The organism is Chitiniphilus purpureus, from assembly GCF_025642115.1.
In the GTDB taxonomy this organism is placed as follows: domain Bacteria; phylum Pseudomonadota; class Gammaproteobacteria; order Burkholderiales; family Chitinibacteraceae; genus Chitiniphilus; species Chitiniphilus purpureus.
In genome coordinates, this window is sequence record NZ_CP106753.1 from 1,488,367 (window position 1) to 1,507,803 (window position 19,437).

24 protein-coding genes, 1 tRNA gene and 1 pseudogene are annotated in these 19,437 nt (G+C 66.5%); 12 read left to right on the forward strand and 14 right to left on the reverse strand.

Translation table 11 applies throughout. The features are described from left to right. Positions 1 to 69: 69 nt before the first annotated feature. The 11 genes from N8I74_RS06820 to N8I74_RS06870 form a co-directional block, all read right to left on the reverse strand. Positions 70 to 516, reverse strand: coding sequence for a phage virion morphogenesis protein (locus N8I74_RS06820; RefSeq protein WP_263126118.1), 447 nt, complete (start codon positions 514 to 516; stop codon positions 70 to 72). Next, complete coding sequence (locus N8I74_RS06825; protein ID WP_263126119.1) at positions 513 to 995, reverse strand: phage tail protein; 483 nt, start codon at positions 993 to 995, stop codon at positions 513 to 515. Before N8I74_RS06825 ends, N8I74_RS06820 begins: the two co-directional genes overlap by 4 nt. Beyond that, complete coding sequence (locus N8I74_RS06830; RefSeq protein ID WP_263126120.1) at positions 979 to 1,506, reverse strand: lysis protein; 528 nt, start codon at positions 1,504 to 1,506, stop codon at positions 979 to 981. Before N8I74_RS06830 ends, N8I74_RS06825 begins: the two co-directional genes overlap by 17 nt. Then, a complete protein-coding gene (locus N8I74_RS06835; RefSeq protein ID WP_263126121.1) occupies positions 1,503 to 2,300 on the reverse strand; it encodes an N-acetylmuramidase domain-containing protein in 798 nt (265 codons plus the stop codon). Before N8I74_RS06835 ends, N8I74_RS06830 begins: the two co-directional genes overlap by 4 nt. Continuing rightward, positions 2,278 to 2,604: a phage holin family protein gene (locus N8I74_RS06840; protein WP_263126123.1), complete on the reverse strand. Its 327-nt coding sequence runs from the start codon at positions 2,602 to 2,604 to the stop codon at positions 2,278 to 2,280. The genes N8I74_RS06835 and N8I74_RS06840 overlap by 23 nt, the downstream gene beginning before the upstream one ends. Further along, positions 2,601 to 2,978: a phage holin family protein gene (locus N8I74_RS06845; RefSeq protein WP_263126124.1), complete on the reverse strand. Its 378-nt coding sequence runs from the start codon at positions 2,976 to 2,978 to the stop codon at positions 2,601 to 2,603. Before N8I74_RS06845 ends, N8I74_RS06840 begins: the two co-directional genes overlap by 4 nt. Before the next feature lie 2 nt (positions 2,979 to 2,980). After that, positions 2,981 to 3,187, reverse strand: coding sequence for a tail protein X (locus tag N8I74_RS06850; RefSeq protein ID WP_263126125.1), 207 nt, complete (start codon positions 3,185 to 3,187; stop codon positions 2,981 to 2,983). Beyond that, on the reverse strand, positions 3,184 to 3,651 hold the full coding sequence (locus tag N8I74_RS06855) for a head completion/stabilization protein (protein WP_263126126.1): 468 nt from the start codon (positions 3,649 to 3,651) through the stop codon (positions 3,184 to 3,186). Before N8I74_RS06855 ends, N8I74_RS06850 begins: the two co-directional genes overlap by 4 nt. A 104-nt stretch (positions 3,652 to 3,755) precedes the next feature. Next, positions 3,756 to 4,454, reverse strand: a complete 699-nt coding sequence (locus N8I74_RS06860) for a phage terminase small subunit (RefSeq protein ID WP_263126127.1) — start codon at positions 4,452 to 4,454, stop codon at positions 3,756 to 3,758. Positions 4,455 to 4,456: 2 nt separating this feature from the next. After that, the gene (locus tag N8I74_RS06865; RefSeq protein WP_263126128.1) at positions 4,457 to 5,479 is read right to left on the reverse strand and encodes a phage major capsid protein, P2 family; all 1,023 of its coding nucleotides are present in this window, start codon (positions 5,477 to 5,479) and stop codon (positions 4,457 to 4,459) included. Between the two features lie 41 nt (positions 5,480 to 5,520). After that, positions 5,521 to 6,342, reverse strand: a complete 822-nt coding sequence (locus N8I74_RS06870; RefSeq protein ID WP_263126129.1) for a GPO family capsid scaffolding protein — start codon at positions 6,340 to 6,342, stop codon at positions 5,521 to 5,523. Positions 6,343 to 6,499: 157 nt separating this feature from the next. On the opposite strand from N8I74_RS06870, the gene N8I74_RS06875 reads away from it, so the two are divergent. The 4 genes and pseudogenes from N8I74_RS06875 to N8I74_RS19395 all read left to right on the forward strand — a co-directional run bounded on the left by N8I74_RS06875 (position 6,500) and on the right by N8I74_RS19395 (position 10,692). After that, a complete protein-coding gene (locus tag N8I74_RS06875) occupies positions 6,500 to 8,278 on the forward strand; it encodes a terminase large subunit domain-containing protein (RefSeq protein ID WP_263126130.1) in 1,779 nt (592 codons plus the stop codon). Next, positions 8,275 to 9,279, forward strand: coding sequence for a phage portal protein (locus N8I74_RS06880; protein ID WP_263126131.1), 1,005 nt, complete (start codon positions 8,275 to 8,277; stop codon positions 9,277 to 9,279). Before N8I74_RS06875 ends, N8I74_RS06880 begins: the two co-directional genes overlap by 4 nt. 454 nt (positions 9,280 to 9,733) lie before the next feature. Beyond that, positions 9,734 to 10,104 (forward strand): annotated as a pseudogene (locus N8I74_RS19390) (MrcB family domain-containing protein); the annotation flags it as partial. Between the two features lie 237 nt (positions 10,105 to 10,341). Next, a complete protein-coding gene (locus tag N8I74_RS19395; protein ID WP_333783023.1) occupies positions 10,342 to 10,692 on the forward strand; it encodes an HNH endonuclease in 351 nt (116 codons plus the stop codon). A gap of 136 nt (positions 10,693 to 10,828) precedes the next feature. On the opposite strand, the gene N8I74_RS06890 is transcribed toward N8I74_RS19395, so the two are convergent. Continuing rightward, positions 10,829 to 10,913: transfer RNA gene (locus N8I74_RS06890), tRNA-Leu, on the reverse strand. A gap of 242 nt (positions 10,914 to 11,155) precedes the next feature. After that, positions 11,156 to 11,980 (reverse strand): 16S rRNA (cytidine(1402)-2'-O)-methyltransferase, encoded by an 825-nt coding sequence (gene rsmI / locus N8I74_RS06895; RefSeq protein ID WP_263126132.1) that lies wholly within the window; start codon positions 11,978 to 11,980, stop codon positions 11,156 to 11,158. 36 nt (positions 11,981 to 12,016) lie between these two features. Here rsmI and N8I74_RS06900 point away from each other — a divergent pair, with 36 nt between their 5' ends. The 4 genes from N8I74_RS06900 to N8I74_RS06915 are packed head-to-tail and all read left to right on the forward strand — an operon-like array spanning position 12,017 to position 14,800. Beyond that, positions 12,017 to 13,264, forward strand: coding sequence for a penicillin-binding protein activator (locus N8I74_RS06900; RefSeq protein ID WP_263126133.1), 1,248 nt, complete (start codon positions 12,017 to 12,019; stop codon positions 13,262 to 13,264). After that, the gene (locus N8I74_RS06905; RefSeq protein ID WP_263126134.1) at positions 13,261 to 13,602 is read left to right on the forward strand and encodes a YraN family protein; all 342 of its coding nucleotides are present in this window, start codon (positions 13,261 to 13,263) and stop codon (positions 13,600 to 13,602) included. Before N8I74_RS06900 ends, N8I74_RS06905 begins: the two co-directional genes overlap by 4 nt. An 18-nt stretch (positions 13,603 to 13,620) precedes the next feature. After that, positions 13,621 to 14,211: a phosphoheptose isomerase gene (locus N8I74_RS06910; RefSeq protein WP_263126135.1), complete on the forward strand. Its 591-nt coding sequence runs from the start codon at positions 13,621 to 13,623 to the stop codon at positions 14,209 to 14,211. 1 nt (position 14,212) lies between these two features. After that, positions 14,213 to 14,800, forward strand: coding sequence for a BON domain-containing protein (locus N8I74_RS06915; RefSeq protein ID WP_263126136.1), 588 nt, complete (start codon positions 14,213 to 14,215; stop codon positions 14,798 to 14,800). A gap of 6 nt (positions 14,801 to 14,806) precedes the next feature. Here N8I74_RS06915 and N8I74_RS06920 read toward each other — a convergent pair whose 3' ends face one another. Next, complete coding sequence (locus N8I74_RS06920; protein WP_263126137.1) at positions 14,807 to 15,439, reverse strand: arylesterase; 633 nt, start codon at positions 15,437 to 15,439, stop codon at positions 14,807 to 14,809. A 31-nt stretch (positions 15,440 to 15,470) separates the two neighbouring features. Between N8I74_RS06920 and N8I74_RS06925 the strand changes: the two genes are divergently transcribed. The 4 genes from N8I74_RS06925 (at position 15,471) to N8I74_RS06940 (ending at position 19,435) form a co-directional block, all read left to right on the forward strand. Beyond that, positions 15,471 to 16,142: an ABC transporter ATP-binding protein gene (locus tag N8I74_RS06925; protein ID WP_263126726.1), complete on the forward strand. Its 672-nt coding sequence runs from the start codon at positions 15,471 to 15,473 to the stop codon at positions 16,140 to 16,142. After that, on the forward strand, positions 16,139 to 18,610 hold the full coding sequence (locus tag N8I74_RS06930) for an ABC transporter permease (protein WP_263126138.1): 2,472 nt from the start codon (positions 16,139 to 16,141) through the stop codon (positions 18,608 to 18,610). The genes N8I74_RS06925 and N8I74_RS06930 overlap by 4 nt, the downstream gene beginning before the upstream one ends. Positions 18,611 to 18,715: 105 nt before the next feature. Further along, positions 18,716 to 19,036, forward strand: coding sequence for a hypothetical protein (locus N8I74_RS06935; protein ID WP_263126139.1), 321 nt, complete (start codon positions 18,716 to 18,718; stop codon positions 19,034 to 19,036). A gap of 63 nt (positions 19,037 to 19,099) precedes the next feature. After that, positions 19,100 to 19,435, forward strand: a complete 336-nt coding sequence (locus tag N8I74_RS06940) for a hypothetical protein (RefSeq protein ID WP_263126140.1) — start codon at positions 19,100 to 19,102, stop codon at positions 19,433 to 19,435. Positions 19,436 to 19,437: the final 2 nt, after the last annotated feature.

Here is a 19,437-nt window from a genome sequence, read left to right on the forward strand (position 1 = left end):
GGAGGGGAGCATGCCGCGCACGCCCGCGTGCTGCGTGCCGTGGCTGGTGTGCCGCCGCCAGGCACATGGTCAGGGCACGAGATGGGCGAGCACGAGATCCAGCACCAGGCGCTCGTCGGCTTCGGTGAAGCCCAACAGCTGGCGCTCGGCATAGTCCACCTCGGGGCCATCACGCCGCACGCGATCGCGCAGCCCGTACTGATGAACCCGGGCTACGCGCAGCACGCGGCTGGCGAATTCGATCACCGCGCCGTCGGCGCCAGCCTGCTGCCGTAGATAGCGCGCCGTGCGCAGCCGGGCGAACATGGCGCGGCGGATACGGCCCTTCTTGTCGCGCAGCTGTGGTTTACGCGGGGCGAAGGGACGGCCATCGGGGTTGCGCTGCTGGGCAATCCGCTGGACCTGGCTACGGCGCAGTGCCGTGGCGATCTCACGCGCCAGCGCCCGCCGGGCGGGCGCCGCCACCTGGACAAGCAGCCCACCGACTTGCGCCTGCAGATCGAGCAAGTCCCTCACGGCAACACCGGCGGCCAACTGGCGACGGGCTCGCCCTTGATGAAGAGCGTCCAGCGTTCGACATCGGCGCGTGGATCGTCGGGTGGCTCCGAGCAATGCTCGGCGGTCAGCGCGCCGCCCTCGCCCTGACGTACCACGACACGCTCGGTCAGCTGGATTTTGAGCGAGAGGTCGACCCCGCCATGACTGAGCAGATCGGCTTCGAACACGAAGCCGTCGCGGCGCTTGTCCGGGTTGTCGAGCAGGTCGGGCTGGTTGACGTGCAGCCATGACAACACCGGCACTACGATCGCGTCCGCATGGCCGGCGTATTCAGTGATGATGGCGTTGAGGGTGTAGGCGTACTCGAACGAATGGGAGTGCGCACCAGTGGCGATGATCCGCCCCTCGTCGAGGAAGATTTGCAATCGGTCTGGATCGACATTGAGGCCCGGCACGCTGGCCAGCAGCGTAGCACGCAGGCTATTGGGCTTGAGCACGGGACGCCTCGCGGTCGCTTTCGACGATGGCCTGGCAGGCGGCGAGCTGACGCACTACGGTGTCGGCTTCGTAGGCGAGGCCGACAAGAAATCCTGCAGCTTCGTCTGAAAGTTCGGCTCGCGCTTCACCATCACGGCCGCCGGTGCCGGCGGCAGCGTCGGGCATAGGGCAAGCGTCGATGGTACGGACGGGGACTGACAGCCGGAGAGCGCCGCGGCGAGCATCGGCAAGCAAGCGATCGTGACGGGCTTTTTCATAGGTCAGGGACTCCTGATAGGTGCGTTCGGCGGCCGCCTCGCGGTCTGCGGCGGCGCGCTCGATGCGGCGGGCTTGCTCGTGGGCGGTGGCCAGCGCCCGGGCGTCCTGCAGATTGCGTTGCAGGTCGGCACGTTCCCAGTCATCACGGACCGAGGCGGCGCCACGCAGCCAGGCGTAGCCGAATAGCGCGGCGGCGAGGCCGGCCAGCAGCAGCCAGCGCAGCCCGACGGTACGCAGCAGCGCCCACGTCATGCCGGCACCTTGGCGTAGCGGTCGTAGGCGCGGGCGAGCTTCACGTCATAGAGATTTTCCTTGTAGGCCGGCCCGTTGTAGCCGCGGGCAAAGTCGGCCCACTTCCTGGCCTTGAGCGCCTTATGCAGCGCGGCATCGGCCAGGATGAAGCGCACGAAGGCCTGCAGCTGATGGCCTTCGGAATCGTGCATGTCGCGCACGAAATCCTGCACGGTGCCGTAGCCGAGCGTTTGCCAGTGGAAGCCCATGATCTGGAAGGCGCCCCAACTGGCCGAGGCCAGCGCGCAGTCTGCGTCGATGCTGATCGCCTGGCCGAGCCGCATATGCTCGGTGGCGCCGCCGGCGTAACCACCACGGGCAGTATTGACGATGGCCGGATAGCGCTGGGCCAAGGCATCGGCATCGCGGCCAGCAGCGTGCAGCTGCCGGTACATGATGTGGCGCTCGAACAGGATCACCGGGCGGCCATCGGGCAGGAAGCCCTTGCCGCGGCTTTCCACTTCGTTGACGGCCTGCACGCTTGCGAGCGGGACGCCGAGGGCTTCGCTGGCGCGCTGCAGATCCTGCAGGGTCAAGAGCTTGAGTGGGCGTTGGCCTGCCTTGAGCGTTTCCAGGGTCTTGGGGCCGGCGATGCCATCGACCACCAGGCCGTAGCGCTGCTGCGCGGCGCGCACGGCGAGCTCGGTGGCTTCACCGAACCAGCCGTCGACCTTGCCCTGCCAGCCGTTTCGCACGAGCTGCTGCTGCAGTTCGCGCACTTCCACGCCGGTATCACCGAGACGCAGGACGCGCATGACGCCGGCCCTCCAGCAGTTGGCAGATCAGGCTGCGCGCATCAGCACGAAACAGCGCCATCAGATTGCCGCGCACCGAGAACAGCGCGAGGCAGACCAGGCCGTTGATCAGTACCGTCGACACATCGACCGGGACCGCGATGCCGAACAGGGTGCGAATCGGCACCGAGCCGGCGGCCACGACAATGACGTAGGCCAGCCAGGACACCCACGGGCGGTAGGTGGCGCCTGCACGGCGGAACGCGACCAGCCGCCCGGCGATCAGCAGGCACAGCAGCGCGTTGATCCAGATGAGGTAAGTCATTGCTTGCGCCCTCGCAATAGGTCGAGCCACGCGGACGGATCGTCCGAGCGGCGGATCAGCCACAGCAGCAGCCGTACCGCACTGGCCGCGGCGATCAGTGCGCCGACTGGCCGATCGACGTTGACCAGGCCCAGCAGCACCACGCCGAGCAGCGAGGCTGCGAAGGAGGCGGCGAGACAGCCGGCGATCAGCGAGACGACGAGATAGAGCAGCTTCGACCAGAGGCCAAGCTCGGCCGAGGTGCCGACGAACAGCACGGCGCCAGCGAACGCGGCCAGGGCAACGCCGGCGTCGACGCCGGGAAACAGGCCGACCAGCACCGCTCCGATAAAGGCAAAGGTGCTGACGCTGCTGGTGGTGATGGGTTCAGGCATGGTCATTCCCACAGTTGCACCTGCTGGCGTGCGGCCATGGGTGCGGGTTGGTCAGGTAGTTCAATGAGGTGGCCTTGCGGCAAGATCGGGCCCCGGTCGGCTAGGCCGGGATTGGCCCGCAGCACCTGCTCGGTGACGCCACCGGTGCGGCCGTAGTGGCGCCAGCACAGCAGATCGACGGTATCGCCCTGGCGTGCGCGGACTTTCATACGAGCTCGACCGTGCAGCGCGGCCGCTGCTGGATGTCGGCCACGGCCCAGCCCGCATCCCGGCGCAGATCGTCGATCGGCTCGTCGAGCGCTTCGGCTTTGTCCTCGCCGGTGCGGGTCAGGTCGTAGTCGCGGTAGCGCTCTACCAGGTTCGCTTTGGCGATGCAGTAGACCGCGCGCAGGTAGCGCTGCACCTTCTCGCTCTGGCCATCGACCATTTCCGCTGGCACCGCGGCGAGGGTGGCGTAGCCGCCAGCCTGCTGTTGCAGCCGCCAAGGTGCCAACTGGCCATTGACCCCGGCAATCGCCTCGATCAGTGCACCGCGGACCCGGTTGGCCGTGATGGCGCTGTCTGCGCGCATGGCCAGGCGGAAATCCGCCGGCGAGATCGCGGGCCAAAACGCGCCGCTGGTGATGGCTTCGCCGGCGGGCTCGGTGGCGGTGGGGCCGATTGCGACAAACATCGGTGATCCTCATGCAGGAGGCGGTGGGCGGGGTTTTGATTGGCCGTCCGGTCAGGGGTGGGCCATCGCCACCCCGCGCCGCCTGTCGCGCGGGGTACGCTCGGTCAGCTGGCGCCAGCGGCGCCGGCCAGGTTCTTCAGCTCGCGTTCGAGCCGTTCGATGTCTTTCTTCACGCCGACCTTGTCGTGGAGCGCCAGGGCGCGGCGCAGGTACTGCAGCGCTTGCTCGCGCAGGGGCACGTCGTCGGGCAAGGCATCGGCGGCGAGGCCCAGGCCGATGGCTTTGTACAGGCGGCTGCGCACTTCATCGGGCATATCCTTGTCGGCGGTGAGTTCGTCCGCGCGCATCAAGCTGGCGTGGTCGATCAGGCCGCCGGCAGCGTGGGCACGCAGGGCCATGTCGGCGAACTCTTCGGCGATCCAGTTGGCGGCAGTGCGCTGGTACTGATCCGGCATGGCCAGGCCGTAGCGGATCGCGTACTCGGCAATGGCCAGCGCGCCGGCGAAGTCGGCGATGTCGATGCGCCAGGCCATCACCGTCATCAGCACGTCGTCCTGGGCGCCGGTGCCGGCAGCGAGCACGCCGGCCACGTAGTCGGCGTACTCGGGCAGGATCTGGCGCTTGAGCTCGGCCTTGCCTTCCATCGACATGACGCCCTTCAGGCGGCGGCGGTGCTCGGCGAGCTGTAGCAGCTGCAGCTGGTAGTGGGTGGCGTCGGCATGCGACATCGGCTCGGCGCCGGCTGCGGCGGCTTCCTTGGCCGCGATGGCACGGGCGAAGTGGCGGCGAGATGGGCTGTTCACGATCAGGCCTCGCCGAACTCGATGTTCTCGACTAGGCAGCCGGCCTCGAAGCGCTCGATCACGTAGCCTTCGTTCACCGATTCGAAGTTCTCGATCCGGTCGTATTCCGGCGCCTCGCGGAGGGTGCGGCGGCGGGAATCCTTCTGGTAGTAGACCGAGAGGTTCTTCAGCTTGGTGATCAGCAGCTTGCCGTCCGGGAAGCTGGTTGGCGCGATGGCCTGCAGGCCGCCCATGCGCTTCTGGCTGATGATCATGTCGCTGGCCAGCACCTCGGATGCGGGCTGGTCGCGGTTGAGCAGCGGGAAGTATTTATCGGCCAGCGTATTGGTGCTGCAGAGCACGACCAGGTCCGTGGCGCCGCGGAAGTTGGGGTGGACCAGGCCGTTCACGGCGTCGTAGACCAGCGCGTCGATATTCTTGAAGTCGGCGCCGACGCCACCGACCTTGACCTTGCTCGAGTTCTCGACCACTTCGCTCATGACGCGCTCCGGTGCGTTGTTACGGTACTGCTGCAGCCAGCCGATGTTCATGTCCTGCAGCAGCGGGAAGGCGATCGGGTCGCTATCCGGCGCGGCATGGGTGCCGTGGAAGCCGATCATCAGGCGGTCGGCGGCTTGCTGTTCGAGGATGGCGTCACGCAGCATGGTCTGGAACTCCGGGAATTCCGACCATTGATCGATCATTTCGTAGGTGATGTGGGTGTCGAAGTCGGTCTTGTGCAGCTCGTACATCAGATCGTCGAGCGCGGCGACATCCTTGGTCTTGCGAGCCTTCACCTTGGTGTTGGTGCGGCTGGCGATCGAGCCGGCGACGCCCATGCCGATGCGCTTGCCCTTGAGGTCACGCACGCCGTAGGAGTTGATCCGTGAGAGGAAGTCGCTGGATTCGCGGATCTTCTTCTCGATGGTCTGGCTGACACTGGGGGTGGGCGTGAAGCGCTTGGACAGGTCATCAACGTCGATGCCGTTGAGCTTGGCCAGCTGCTGCAGGTACTTCTTGAAGGCAAGGCGGGATTCGGGGCGCATGGTGCGGTTTCTCTCTTTTAGGTATCGGGGGCCGCTGGCAATCAGCAGTCGGTGGCGTGGTTGACGTCGCCGCCCTTGGCGGCCGGACGCTGGCCGCCACTGTCTTGCTGGCTGAGTTCTTCGCGCAGCGCGGTGAAGGCTTCGCGGTCCTTGTCCTGGTCGGCCTTCAGGGCACCGACTTCGGCCTGCAGCGCCTTGATGTCACGCGAGTACGCCTGGCGCAGGCTGGCTTGATCGCTGGCGACCAGTTCGATGGCTTCGTCGGTTTCCTTGTTGCGGCCGGCCTGGGCTTGGGCGCTGCGGCTGAAAAGCTGCTTCACCTTGTCGAGGATGCCGGGACCGGTGTCTTCGTCGGACTCGAGCTCCAGCTCGATGGCGAAGTCGGCGGCGGAAAAGAGGTTTTCCGGGCGCTGCTTGCGGGAGGCGAACGGGTTGACCTTGGCGCCAGCGGCGAAAGCCAGCATGTCGGTACCGAGGCTGGCCGGGGTGTCGGTGAAGGCCAAGCCGACGAGATAGGCCTCGCCGCTGTCGGCGAACTCGGTGTCGATTTCGATCGACGGATAGACCTTCTTGCGCTTGCGGTTGAGCGCGATGGCTTCGTCGGTGGGGTCGATCTGCGCATAGAGGCCCAGCTTGCCGCCCTCTTCCTGAACCGGTTCGGCCTTGAGGGCGAGCACGTCGCCGTAGGCGCAAAACGGGCTGTCGGGCGAAATGCCCTTGATGTGTTCCAGATTGCAGCGGGCACCGTAGCGGGTCGGACGGTAGTTCTTGGCCATCTGCTCGATCCAGGCGCGCTGGATTACGCGGCCGTCAGTGGTGGCGCCTTCGAGCGCTACGCGGAAAAACTTCGTCTTGCCTGCCATCTCGGCTCCCTGTTCGGTGACTCGCCCCGGTGGGCGCTGGTTACAGGTGCCATGTTGGTGACGGCAGGACAGGCGCGGCAATCAAGGGCCGATGTGCCACAGCGGGGCACAGTGGCGGCTGCGGGATAGGCTGGGATCGGCGCGACATCCTTGCGCCATGGATGCCCTGACCTACAACCCCGACCCGCGCCGCCGCGCCCAGCTGCTCTACTGGCAGGGGCTGCGCGTGGCCCGCATCGCCGAGCTGATTGGCGAGAAGCCGGTGACGATTCACAGCTGGAAGCGCCGCGACCAGTGGGACCAAGCCACGCCGGCCGATCGCGTCGACGCGACCTTCGAGGCACGACTGATCGAGCTGACGCTGAAGCCGGCCAAGGAAGGCCGCGACTTCAAGGAAATCGACCTACTGAATCGGCAGCTGCAGCGCTCCGAAGAGCGCAAGGCGCGCGTGGGCCGCTACCAGAACGGCGGCACTGAGGCGGACCTGAACCCGAAGGTGGCCAATCGCAACGCGAAGCCAAAAAAGGCGCCGACGCGCAATGCGATCACCGAGGCCGAGCAGGAGGCACTGGTCGAGGCCTTCAAGGCGAGCCAGTTCGAATACAACAAGCACTGGTATCGCGCCGGCCTGAAGCACCGGATCCGCACCATCCTGAAAAGCCGCCAGATTGGGGCAACGTTCTACTTCGCCCGCGAGGCGCTGATCGATGCGCTGCTAACCGGGCGGAATCAGATTTTCATCTCGGCCAGTAAATCGCAGGCGTACCAGTTCCGGCTGTACATGCAGGACTTCGTGCGCGAGACGATCGGCATCGAGCTCAAGGGCGATCCGATCCAGTTGCCCAACGGGGCCAAGCTCTACTTCCTGGGCACCAACTTCCGCTCGACGCAGAGCTATTCGGGCAACGTCTACATCGACGAAATCTTCTGGATTCCACGCTTCGCGCAGCTGCGCAACGTGGCTTCCGGGATGGCCAGCCACGAGCGGTTCCGGCAGACGTATTTCTCGACGCCGTCGGCGATCAGCCACGAGGCGTACCCGTTCTGGTCCGGTGAGCTGTTCAACGAGGGGCGGCCGAAGGACGAGCACATCACGGTGGACACCAGCCACGCGGCGCTGCAGCGCGGAGCGCTGTGCGGGGATGCGCAGTGGCGCCAGATTGTGACGGTGAAGGATGCGATCGCGGCCGGCTGCTCGTTCCTGAACATGGACACGCTGGAGCGCGAACGCAATCCGCTGGAGTTCCGCCAGCTCTATATGTGCGAGTTCGCGGACGACGCGACCAGCGTGTTCCCGCTGTCGATGCTGCAGCCGTGCATGGTGGACAGCTGGGCCGAATGGGCGGACGTGAAGCAGCTGGCGCTGCGGCCGTATGCCTATGAGCCGGTGTGGATCGGCTATGACCCGGCCGGCTCGAACACCGGCGGCGACAGCGCCGGCTGCGTGGTGCTGGCGCCGCCCAAGGTGCCGGGCGGGCCGTTCCGCGTGCTGGAGCGGCACCAGTGGAAGGGCTTGGACTTTGCTGCCCAGGCCGAGGCGATCCGCCTGATGACCCAGCGCTACAACGTGCAGTACATCGGGATGGACATCACCGGCATCGGCGCCGGCGTGTACCAGCTGGTGAAGCAGTTCTATCCGGGCGTGCGCGGTTTCAACTACTCGGCCGACCTGAAGAACTACATGGTGCTGAAGGCGTACGACGTGATCAGCAAGCGCCGGCTGCAATGGGAACACGGCTGGACCGAGATTCCCGCGGCCTTCATGGCGATCAAGAAAACGATGACTGATTCCGGCCGGCAAGCGACCTACAAGGCCGGCCGCAGCAAGACCACCAGCCACGCCGATCTGGCGTGGTCGATCATGCACGCCCTTTGCCATGAGCCATTGGAAGGGGAAAGCGCACACAGCCAGAGTTTCATGGAGATTTTCGAATGACCCAACAGACCCAACACATCGAGGCGTTCACCTTCGGCGATGCGGTGCCGGTGATGGACCGCCGCGAGCTGATCGACTATCTGGAGTGCGCGCGCTTCGGCAAGTGGTACGAGCCGCCGATCCCGTGGGATGCGCTCGCCAAGTCGTTCCGGGCGGCGGTGCACCACAGCTCGCCCATCTACGTGAAGCGCAACATTCTGGTGAGCACGTTCAAGCCGCACCGGATGCTATCGCGCGCGGACTTTGGCCGGCTGGTGCTGGAATACGCGATCTTCGGGAACTGCTACGCCGAGGTGCGGCGCTCGCGCTTGGGCTCACGGTTCAAGCTGCAGCCGGCGCTGGCGAAGTACACGCGGCGCGGGGTGGATCTGGATCGCTACTTCTTCGTGACAGAGGTCGGCCAGGCGCACGAGTTCGAACCGGGCAGCGTATGGCATCTGAGCGAGCCGGACATCAATCAGGAGGTGTACGGCCTGCCCGAATACCTGTCGTCACTGCAGGCGACCTGGTTGAACGAGTCCGCCACACTGTTCCGGCGGCGCTATTACACCAACGGCGCGCACGCCGGCTTCATCCTCTACATGACCGATACGGCGCAGCAGCAAGGCGATATCGACCGGCTGCGCGAGGCACTGAAGAACGCCAAGGGGCCGGGCAACTTCAAGAACCTGTTCATCCATGCGCCGGGCGGGAAGGAGAAAGGGATCCAGATCATCCCGGTATCGGAAGTGGCAGCCAAGGATGAGTTCTGGAACATCAAGAACGTGACCCGCGACGACCAGCTCGCGGCGCACCGCGTGCCGCCGCAGCTGATGGGGATCATCCCGAACAACACTGGCGGCTTTGGCGACGCGACCAAGGCGGCCCAGGTGTTCGAGGCCAACGAGGTGAAGCCGCTACAGATGCGGTTTGCCGAACTGAACGATTGGCTCGGCGAAGAGGTGGTGCAGTTCGAGCCCTACGCGCTGTCCGTGGAGGCGGCGCGGGAAGATTTGCCGTGATTCGGCCGGCACCGAACCTCAAGCCGCCTTCGGGCGGCTTTTTTTCATGCCTGACTGTCGCAGTGATTGAAGGTCACCAGCACCCAGCGCGCGCCCTCGTGCCCCCGCCACGCCTGCGCGCTTAAGGGGTCTGTTTTTATGCAGTTGCACAAATGCCCAGGAACCCAGCCAGAATGCGTGCTGCAGCGATGCCAGGACCGGTGACAAAAACTTGCGGATTTATGCAGTCAAGCGCTTGCAGCATAGTGCCGACCTCGAGAATCGAACTAGAATTGCGCAGACCCTACCAGAACTCCCAGGACATACCTTGCAAGCTCTTCGTGACGTGTTCGACCATTATCTAGCAACCAAAGCCACGCTAGGCGGAAAAGCAAAAAGAATAAGCACTCCCGATCAGGTTGCCCTCCTAGAGACATTGCCTGCTCTCTTTCAACAGGTGATTGCCGAAGAAGGTATGTCCGTTCCACACATCGTCGACAAATCGATCGGGGCTGGGAACATCGCTGAGGTGCCGTGGGTGTCGATCTTCAATACGCAGATCACTCGGACAGCTCAGGATGGCTATTACATCGTTTTGCTTTTCGCTCGAGATATGAGCCCTGCTTTCTCAGCCTCAACCAAGGCGTGACTGCGTTTCGGAAGCTGTACTCAAGTAAAGTTGTTCTCGACAAGGCGAGGCAGTCTGCAGAACGTGCGTTGAGCTATCTCGAGATCGACCAAACGTGTATCGCTGGCGAAATTGATCTACGCGCAAAGCTAGACCTTGGAACCGGATACCAGTCTGCAGCCATCCTCAGCTACGAATATCCTATTACGGCTTTGCCTAGCAAGGAGGCGTTCTGCGAACACGTGCGAATTCTGCTTCGGCATTACGCGCGGCTGCACAAGATAGCGGGAAGCACACTCGCCAATTTGGTTGTCCTGAACGAGTCGGAATACCAACAAGCCGCTATCGAAAAGGCTACTGATTCCAAACCCGTGGAGTGGAAGGAACAAGTAGGTGGTGAGCCACCGCCGCCAAAAAAGGCAGTGGGTTACAACCGTGGCTATCAAAGAAACCCAATGGTTGCAGCTAAAGCCCTTCTCGATGCTAACTTTCAATGCGAAGTTGATCCAGTCCATGCAACGTTCATTTCTCAGACAAGAAACAAGCCTTACGTCGAAGCACATCATCTAGTGCCCTTCGCACGTCAATGCGAATTTGCTGTATCACTAGACGTATTGGCAAACGTCGTAGCGCTGTGCCCGCTCTGCCACAAGCTGTTGCACCATGCTACGCCGGCAGCCAAGCGCGAGATTCTCGGGCAGCTCTTTGATCAAAGGAAGGCGAAACTCGAGGGCAAACAAATCCGTGTCACAAGACAGGAGCTACTCGGCTTCTATAGCCGAGACTTGCCTGAAGAGGAAGGGTGATCAACCACAAGTGGTATGCATGTCGCAGTTGGACGACATGAGCAGGACGAGCGGCGATGTTGCAAGTTGCAACATCACCAGTTTTGAGAAAGCAGCGCTGAAAGCAAAAACGCGGCTGGAAGCCGCGTTTTCATTATGGTGCCCGGGGTCGGACTCGAACCGACACGCCTTGCGGCGGGGGATTTTGAATCCCCTGCGTCTACCGATTTCGCCACCCGGGCAGGGAAGACGGCGATTATGGCCGAGCGGCACGGGGCTGGCAAGCATGGGGCGTGCCTTGCGTAAGGGCCTGCCCACGGCTATGTACCGGCTTCTGCATCCGGCCGCTGAGGCGGGCTGGCCGTGCTGCCGCCCGAGCATCGGCGATACTGCCCCTGGTACGGGCTTATCCGTGGCAGCGGCAGGGTTGCGGCGCGTCCCATTGCCATGGCGGGCGGGTAGGGCGGGCTTGCACCGATGTGTCTCAGTCCGTTTCCTTCAACTGCAGTGCCCGGGCGTACAGCGCATTGCGCGGGGCGCCGGTGATCGATTGGGCAAGGGCGACTGCCTGTTTGAGCGGCAGTTCGGCCACCAGGGGGGCGAGCACGGTGTCATGCGCGTCGGCGGCTGTGGCCGCCGGGCGCGGTGGGGCGGCGTCGAGCAGCAGTACGAATTCGCCGCGCTGCTGGTTGGTATCGGCGCGCACGAACAAGGCCAGTTCGGCGAGCGGGGCGCGGCGTATGGTTTCGAAGGTCTTGGTCAGTTCGCGGGCCAGCACCGCGGGCCGGTCGCCGCCGAACAGCGCCACCAGATCGTCCAGCGTTTCCACGATACGGTGCGGCGCCTCGTAGCACACCAGCACGTAGGGCAGCTCGGCCAGCGGGGCGAGGGCGGCCTGGCGCTGGGCGCGCTTGGGCGGCAGAAAGCCGTAGAACAGGGTGTGCGGGCAGGTGAAGCCCGCGGCGCAGAGCCCGGTGGTCAGCGCGCTGGCACCGGGGATCGGCACCACCGGCAGGCCGGCGGCGTGCACCGCGGCGACCAGATGCGCCCCCGGGTCGGAGATTGCCGGGGTGCCGGCATCGGAGACCTGGGCGATCGCGGCGCCCTCGGCCAGCCGGGCCACCAGTTTCTCGGCCATCGCGCGCTCGTTGTGTTCGCGCAGGCTGAGCATGGGCGTACCGATGCCCAAGTGCTTGAGCAGCTGCCCGGTCACCCGTGTATCCTCGGCCGCGATCAGGTCCACCTGCGCCAGGACGTCACGCGCGCGCGACGACAGATCCCTCAGATTCCCGATGGGTGTGGCCACCACATATAATGCAGGCCTTGTGATGAGGAAGGGCTCGTTATGCACGCTCTCGGTCTCCTGGCACGGCGCGGTCGGCGCCTGATGGCGTTGGCACTATACGGCGCGCTGGTATTGGCGGCCAGCGGTTGTGCGTCGCCCCCGCCCGCACCGCGCGAGACGCCACTGGTGCTGCAACCCCGGCCCACCGCCGTACCCACGCCGCTTCCCAGCCCGGTGGTCGAGCTGCGTCCGCTCGCGGATGAGCCGGTGCGTTCAGGTCAGCCTGTCACCCCGGTCGCGGCCCCGCCCGGTCCGGCGTTCATCGGGCTGTTGCTGCCCACCCAATCGAAAACCTGGCGCGCCGCCGCGGAAGCCGTGCGTGCCGGCGCGCTGGCGGCCGAGCGTGCCCTGGCGGTGCCCGGCGCGCCGCCGTTGCAGACCATCGACACCTCGGACAACGAGCAGGACATCCTGGGCGCGTTCCAGCGCGCCCAGGCGCAAGGGGCGGTGGCGGTGATCGGGCCGTTGACCAAGGGAGCGGTCTCGTACCTGGGCGACAGTGCACAGTTCGATTTTCCGGTCATCGCGCTCAACAATTTCTCCGAGGAGACGCTGCGCCGGCCCAATCTGTACAGCTTCAACCTCTCGCTCGAATACGAGGCACGCCAGGCAGTGCGATTCGTGGCCGACCAGGGGGCGAACCGCCCGGTGGTGGTGGTGGCGGGCGGTGTGCTGGCCAGGCGCATGGCACAGGGCTTCAGCGAGGGCTGGCGTGAGGAGCGCAATGGCCAGCCGTTGCTGGTGCAGGTGGAGGGCAACGATTTCGCCCAGGTGCGCGAGCGCGTTGCCGCCGCCGGGGGCGATGCAGTGTTCCTTGCTGCCGACAGCCGCATGGCGCGGCGGATCAGGCCGTTTCTGGGCAATGAACTGCCGGTGTTCTCGTCCAGCCAGATCGATCCGGGCAACCTTGGCCCGGCCGCGCTGGTCGATCTGGCCGGGATACGCTTTCTCGATATGCCGTGGCTGGCCAACCCCGGCGACCCCACCTACGATTTCTACCGCCGCACCCGCAGCAGGTCCAACGACATCGAGCGCCTGTTCGCGATGGGTGTCGATGCCTACCGGTTGGCGCTGGCCCTGCTGGAAAAGCAACCGGCGCAGGTGTACATCGCGGACGGCCTGACCGGCAGGCTGTCGATCGCGGCCGATGGGACAGTGCTGCGCGAACTGGTGCCGCGCAGCCTGACGGCCAGCCACACGGACCTGCCCGAGGCCCCGCCGCCGGTGGAGCCGTTGCCGGCGCTATGACCGCGCGGGGTGCCGCCGCCGAGGCCCAGGCCGCCGATTACCTGGTACGCCAGGGCCTGCGCATCGTGGCCCGTAACTGGCGTTGCCGGCAGGGTGAGATCGACCTGATCGCGCGCGACGGTGCCACCTTGGTCTTTGTCGAGGTGCGCGCCCGCGCCGACAGCCGCTTCGGCGGGGCCGCAGCCAGCATCACCGCGGCCAAGCAGGCCCGCATCGCCGCCGCCGCGCGGCACTACCTGATGACCGTATCGCCATTGCCGCCGTGCCGCTTCGATGCCGTGTGCATCGACGGCGGACGGCTGCAGTGGCTGAAGAACTGCTTCGATGCCGCCGGTTGAGCGGCACAAAGGAATGACATGGTATTGACCGAACGGGTACAGCGGCATTTCTTCGACAGCATCGCCGCTGCCGAGACCACGATGGCGCTGCTGGCGCCCGCGATCGCCGTCTCGGCCGAGAAGATCGTGCAGACGTTGATGGTCGACGGCAAGGTGATGGCCTGCGGCAACGGCGGCTCGGCGGCGCAGGCGCAGCATTTCGCGGCCTGCATGGTCGGCTGCTTCGAGCGCGAACGTCCGGGCCTTGCGGCACTGGCGTTGTCCACCGACAGCTCGGTGCTGACCGCGATCGGCAACCACTACGACTTCGACCTGGTGTTTTCCAAGCAGGTGCATGCGCTGGGCCGTGCCGGCGATCTGCTGCTGGCGATCTCGACCTCCGGCAATTCGGCCAATGTGATCTCCGCGGTGCATGCGGCGCACGACAGGCAGATGGGCGTGATCGCGCTGACCGGGCATGAGGGTGGCCAGGTCGGGGAACTGCTGGCGGGCGACGACATCCACCTGTGCGTGCCGCTGACGCGTACCGCGCGCATCCAGGAGGCGCATATCACCATCATCCACGCATTGTGCGATGCCGTGGACTATCTGCTGTTGGGAGGGGAATAACGTGAAACAACGTCTTGTCGCCTTGGCCGCCGTGGCGGTGCTCGGGCTCTCGGCGTGCGTGCCGGCCGTGTTCGTGGCCGGCGCCGCAGTGGGGGCGCTGGTCGGTTCCGATCCGCGCAATGCGCAGACCATCAAGAGCGACATCGATATCGGCGCGGGCATCAGCGCGCGGGTGATCGATACCTACCGCGAGCGCGCGCATGTCAACGTGAACGTCTTCAATGGCCGCGTGCTGCTCACCGGCGAACTGCCGGACGAGGCGGCGCGGCAGAATGTGGCGCAGGTCGCCAGTACCTGGCCCGGCGCCAGGGTGGTGTACAACGAGACCGTGGCAGCACCGCCCTCGACACCGACCGAGCGCCTCAACGACACCCAGCTGACCGCACGGGTCAAGGCCACCATCCTGTCCGATGCAGGCAATGCCAGCGCCTTGCATTTCCTGGTGACCACCGAGCGCGGCACGGTCTATCTGATGGGCCTGGCCAGCGCCGAACTCACTGAGCGTGCCGCACGCTCGGCAAGCTATGTGCAGGGGGTGAACCGTGTGGTCAAGTACGTGGAAGTGATGCCCGAGCAGCAGAACAAATAGCGCCGGCTACAGCAGCGGCGCCAGGTCGCGTGCCAGCATCCGCGCCAGCAGCGGCTGCGCCTCGGCCGTGGGGTGCAGCCGGTCGTTCTGGAACAGATCCGGCCGCGCGATCACCGGGGCGAGCAGGAACGGCGTGAACCCGGTGCGGTAGCGTCTGGCAAGGTCGGCATAGGCGGCGGCGAATTCGGCGGTGTAGTCCGGGCCGTAGTTGGGCGGCATCTGCATGCCCACCAGGTGTACCTTGGCGCCGCTGCGCTGCGCCGCTTCGATCATCGCCGCCAGGTTGGCACGGGCGGTCTTGACCGGCAGCCCGCGCAGTCCGTCGTTGGCACCCAGCTCGATGACCACGATAGTGGGCTTGTGCTGTTTGAGTGCCGCCGGGAACCGAGTCCGTCCCCCGGCGGTCGTTTCGCCCGACACACTGGCGTTCACCACCCGATAAGGCTTGCCCTGCTGCTTGAGCGTCTGGTCGAGCAGCCGTGGCCACGCCGCCTGTGCCGCAATGCCGTACCCGGCCGAGAGACTGTCGCCGAATACCAGCAGCACTGGCTCGGCTGCCCGTACCGGGGCCGTGATCAGACCCAACCACAAGGCCAACAGGCCCACCACCATCCGCCCATATCCGCGAAGGCCCATCATCGTGAATCCCGCTCCTGTCAATCCGCCTTTCATGCTCGAAGCCGCCGGCTTGGGCAAGCATGTCACCGCCGCCACGGAAGAGCTCGACATCCTGGCCGACGTTTCGTTCCGGCTGCCCGCCGGGGCGAGCCTGGCCATCGTCGGTGCCAGTGGCTCGGGCAAGTCTACCTTGCTCTCGCTGCTGGCGGGCCTGGACGTGCCCAGCCGCGGCACGGTGAGGCTGGCGGGCACGTCGCTTGGCGAGCTGGACGAGGATGGCCGCGCCCGGCTGCGCGGGCGGGTCAGCGGCTTTGTGTTCCAGGCCTTCCACCTGCTGCCCGAACTGACCGCGCTGGAGAACGTGATGCTGCCGTTGGAGCTGGCCGGGCGTGCCGATGCGGCCACTGTCGCCGGGGAGTGGCTGGCGCGGGTGGGGCTCGCGGCGCGGCGCGAGCATACGCCGCGCACGCTCTCGGGCGGGGAGCAGCAGCGCGTGGCGCTGGCCCGCGCGTTCGCACCCGGCCCGCAGCTGCTGTTCGCTGACGAGCCCACCGGCAGCCTGGATACCCATACGGGCGAGCACGTCGCCGACCTGTTGTTCGAGCTCAACGCCTCGTCCGGCACCACGCTGGTGCTGGTGACGCACGACGAGAAGCTGGCCGCACGCTGTGGCGCGCGGCTGCGGCTGGCCGGCGGGCGCGTGATCGAGCAGGTGAACGCATGAGCGGCGGACTTCTCACGCTGGCCTGGCGCCAGTTCCTGCGCGGGCTGCGCGCGGGCGAGCACCGTACGCTGATCGCCGCGCTCGCGGTCACCATCGCGGCGCTGACGGCGGTGGGCCTGTTCGCCGGGCGCGTGGGCGCACTGCTGAATGCCGAAGCGAACAACCTGCTGGCGGCCGATGCGGTGCTGTCCGCCGACCATCCGATCCGGCCTGCGGCGCAGCAGCAGGCGGCCCGGCTCGGGCTGGCCACCAGCCAGGTCCAGACCTTCCCGTCGATGGCCTCGGCCAACGGCGATGCGGCACTGACCACGGTCAAGGCGATTGCCGGCCGCTACCCCTTGCGCGGCAGGCTCACGCTGAATGCCGGTCGGGGCAGCTACGCCGTGCACGCCGCGCCACCGCAGGGCGAAGTCTGGATCGACGAGCGGCTCGCGCACCGGCTCAAGCTCAAGGTCGGCGACGGGGTGCGGCTGGGGCGGCTGCAATTGCGCGTCGGCGCACTGATCGAGCGCGAGCCGGATATCGCGGTCGACTTCGCCGGGCTGCAGCCACGCCTGATCATGAATGCGGCACAGCTGCCGCAATCGGGCCTGCTCGGATTCGGCAGCCGCATCCGCTACCGGCTGCTGGTGGCCGGGCCGGATGCGGCGGTGGCGCAGTGGAAGCAGCAGGCCGAGCGCACGCTGGCGCGCGGCGAGCGGCTGGAGAATGTGCGCGAGTCGCAGCCGCAGGTGCGGCGCGCGCTGGAGCGTGCGGAAACCTTCCTGCGGCTGGTCACGCTGCTGGCGGCCACGCTGGCCGGCACGGCCGTGCTGCTGGCGGCAAGGCGCTACAGCGCCCGGCAGGCCGACGCAGTGGCGCTGTTCGTCACGCTGGGTGCCACGCGCATGCGCATCCGCGCGTTGCTGTTCGCCGAGCTGGCGTTGATCTTCGGGCTGGCGGCGCTGATCGGCGGCGCGGTCGGCTGGATCACGCAGGCCGTGCTGGCGCTGCTGATCCGCGACAGTCTGCCCGGGGCGCTGCCGCAACCGGCACCCTGGCCTTGGCTGGCCGCCTGCGCGCTGGGGCTGGTGTTGCTCGCGGGGGTGGCGGGGCCGACGCTGATGCAGCTGGCGCGCACGCCGCCGGCGCGCGTGCTGCGGCGCGAGCTGGTCGCACCGGCGCGATTATGGCTGAGCTTGTCCATCACCCTTGCGGCGGCCGCGGCCGTGTTCTTCTGGGTGGCAGGCAGTGCCACGCTCGCGCTGTATGTGGCCGGTGGCATCGCCGGCGCATTGCTGGCCTCCGGCCTCTTGGGCTGGCTGCTGCTGCGGGTGGCTGCGCGCGTGGTGCGCGGCTTCGCCGCCCGTATCGCACTGCGCCAGCTGGCGCGCCGCACCTGGCTGTCGGCCGCCCAGCTCGGGGCGCTCGCGGTCGGCCTGCTCGGCCTGTGGCTGCTCACCGCGGTCGAACGCGATCTGCTGTCGAGCTGGGAGCGGCGCCTGCCGCCAGATGCGCCCAATCTGTTCGCCTTCAACATCCAACCCGATCAGGCGGCGTCGTTCCAGCGGGCGCTGGCTGCCGCCGGTGTGACCGATGCGCTGCTGCAGCCGATGATCCGGGGCCGCTGGGTGGCGCTGAATGGCCGTCCGGTCGAGGTGGCGCGCTATGAGGACGACCGGGCCCGCCGGCTGGCTGAACGCGAATTCAACCTCTCCTGGGGCGAGCAGCTGCGCGAGGACAACAAGCTGCAGGCCGGCCAGCCGTTGTCGGGCGCATCCGGCTGGTCGGTGGAGGCGGGGCTGGCCGAGACCCTCGGCATCCGGTTGGGCGATACGCTGACCTTCGATGTGGCCGGCACGCCGGTGCAGGGGCGGGTGGTCAATCTGCGCACCGTGGAGTGGGACTCCTTCCGGGTGAACTTCTTCGTGGTCGGTACACCGGCGATGTTCGGCGAGGCGCCGACCAGCCTGATCACCAGCTTCTACCTGCCGCCGCAGCACCGCGCCGCAGTGGCCGGCTGGTCGCGGACGTTTCCCAATGTGACCTTTATCGACGTCGGCGAAGTGCTCGGCGAGGTGCGGCGCGTGCTGGGCCTGTCCGCCAGCGTGCTGCGACTGGTGTTCGTGTTCTGCCTTGCCGCCGGGGTGGTGGTGCTGCTGGCCGCGCTGGAGACCTCGGCGCCGGAGCGACGGCGCGAGGCAGCGGTATTGCGGGCCTTGGGCGCGCACAGCCGGCAGATCGCCGCGATCCAGTGGTGGGAGGGCGCACTGATCGGCGCCACCGCCGGCCTCGTGGCCGGGCTCGCCGCCAGTGCCACCGGTTGGCTGGTGGGGCGGCAGGTGCTGGCGTTGCCGGTGTCCTTCAACCTGTGGCTGCCGGCGGCGAGCCTGATCGCCGGGCTGGCGCTGGCGGGCATCGTCACGCTGTGGGAGCGGCGGCGGCTGGCCAGCGAATCGGCATTGGGGCTGCTGCGCGACCCCGGCTGATCCATGTGGTGGGCGCATGGGGTCGATGCGCACGGCGCCGGTGGCACTGCCGGCACGGTCGCGTATGCTGCCTACATGACAACGTCGCATCGGGGGAGGGGCGAGATGGATTGGTATATCGAAAACGTGGTGCCGGCGCTGATCGGCACCGCGGTGCTCTGCCTGCTGCTGTACGTGCTGTTGGCGCGGCTGCTGTTCGACTACATCGCGCGCAACTATGGCGACCTGTTGCCCAAGCGCGAAACATGGATGCATGGCGACGATATCGCGATGGGGTTCATCACCACTCTGGGCGACATCGGCCGCAGCGGCAACTGGCGCCGGATCGCACATCCGTTCTGGCGGCGGCTGTTCGTGGCCAACCGCGTCATCGGCTGGGTCGGCACGCTGGCCTTGATGGTGTTTTTGGCGGGTTTCCTGATCTGACCGAAACACAGGGCAAGCGCCCCCGATCATGCTGACCGGGTCACGGATCTGACCGGCGTGGTGATGGCCCATTGGTTTACCGATTACATGCTGCCCGGCCTGGTGGTCGGTGCCGTGGCCGGCGAATTCGGCTACCTGATCTGTGCCCGCGTCCTGTACGAATACGCCGAGCGGCACTACCCCGATCTGGTGCTGATGCGCGAGGCAGGCGAAGAGCGCGATCTGACCGGCTTCATCCGCATGCAGCGCCACTGGCGCCGCAGCAGGGCCTATCGCCGGATCGAGGCCCGATGGTGGCAATGGCTGTTCCAGAGCAATTTCTGGCTGGGCTGGTTTGCCGTGTGTTGCATGGTCCTGCTGCTGCTGGCGTTTGCGCTGGGTGACCGCTGGCTGCCCTAGAC

What these genes read in the sequence shown, in the direction of transcription:
- N8I74_RS19395 (WP_333783023.1), top strand. Translation starts at nt 10,342, where the DNA reads ATGGTTGCAGCTAAAGCCCTTCTCGATGCTAACTTTCAATGCGAAGTT.
- N8I74_RS06940 (WP_263126140.1), top strand. Translation starts at nt 19,100, where the DNA reads ATGGCCCATTGGTTTACCGATTACATGCTGCCCGGCCTGGTGGTCGGT.
- N8I74_RS06900 (WP_263126133.1), top strand. Translation starts at nt 12,017, where the DNA reads ATGCACGCTCTCGGTCTCCTGGCACGGCGCGGTCGGCGCCTGATGGCG.
- N8I74_RS06835 (WP_263126121.1), bottom strand. Translation starts at nt 2,300, where the DNA reads ATGCGCGTCCTGCGTCTCGGTGATACCGGCGTGGAAGTGCGCGAACTG.
- N8I74_RS06865 (WP_263126128.1), bottom strand. Translation starts at nt 5,479, where the DNA reads ATGCGCCCCGAATCCCGCCTTGCCTTCAAGAAGTACCTGCAGCAGCTG.
- N8I74_RS06830 (WP_263126120.1), bottom strand. Translation starts at nt 1,506, where the DNA reads ATGACGTGGGCGCTGCTGCGTACCGTCGGGCTGCGCTGGCTGCTGCTG.
- N8I74_RS06845 (WP_263126124.1), bottom strand. Translation starts at nt 2,978, where the DNA reads ATGCCTGAACCCATCACCACCAGCAGCGTCAGCACCTTTGCCTTTATC.
- N8I74_RS06850 (WP_263126125.1), bottom strand. Translation starts at nt 3,187, where the DNA reads ATGAAAGTCCGCGCACGCCAGGGCGATACCGTCGATCTGCTGTGCTGG.
- N8I74_RS06930 (WP_263126138.1), top strand. Translation starts at nt 16,139, where the DNA reads ATGAGCGGCGGACTTCTCACGCTGGCCTGGCGCCAGTTCCTGCGCGGG.
- N8I74_RS06870 (WP_263126129.1), bottom strand. Translation starts at nt 6,342, where the DNA reads ATGGCAGGCAAGACGAAGTTTTTCCGCGTAGCGCTCGAAGGCGCCACC.
- N8I74_RS06855 (WP_263126126.1), bottom strand. Translation starts at nt 3,651, where the DNA reads ATGTTTGTCGCAATCGGCCCCACCGCCACCGAGCCCGCCGGCGAAGCC.
- N8I74_RS06880 (WP_263126131.1), top strand. Translation starts at nt 8,275, where the DNA reads ATGACCCAACAGACCCAACACATCGAGGCGTTCACCTTCGGCGATGCG.
- N8I74_RS06840 (WP_263126123.1), bottom strand. Translation starts at nt 2,604, where the DNA reads ATGACTTACCTCATCTGGATCAACGCGCTGCTGTGCCTGCTGATCGCC.
- N8I74_RS06935 (WP_263126139.1), top strand. Translation starts at nt 18,716, where the DNA reads ATGGATTGGTATATCGAAAACGTGGTGCCGGCGCTGATCGGCACCGCG.
- N8I74_RS06925 (WP_263126726.1), top strand. Translation starts at nt 15,471, where the DNA reads ATGCTCGAAGCCGCCGGCTTGGGCAAGCATGTCACCGCCGCCACGGAA.
- N8I74_RS06875 (WP_263126130.1), top strand. Translation starts at nt 6,500, where the DNA reads ATGGATGCCCTGACCTACAACCCCGACCCGCGCCGCCGCGCCCAGCTG.
- N8I74_RS06910 (WP_263126135.1), top strand. Translation starts at nt 13,621, where the DNA reads ATGGTATTGACCGAACGGGTACAGCGGCATTTCTTCGACAGCATCGCC.
- N8I74_RS06905 (WP_263126134.1), top strand. Translation starts at nt 13,261, where the DNA reads ATGACCGCGCGGGGTGCCGCCGCCGAGGCCCAGGCCGCCGATTACCTG.
- N8I74_RS06920 (WP_263126137.1), bottom strand. Translation starts at nt 15,439, where the DNA reads ATGATGGGCCTTCGCGGATATGGGCGGATGGTGGTGGGCCTGTTGGCC.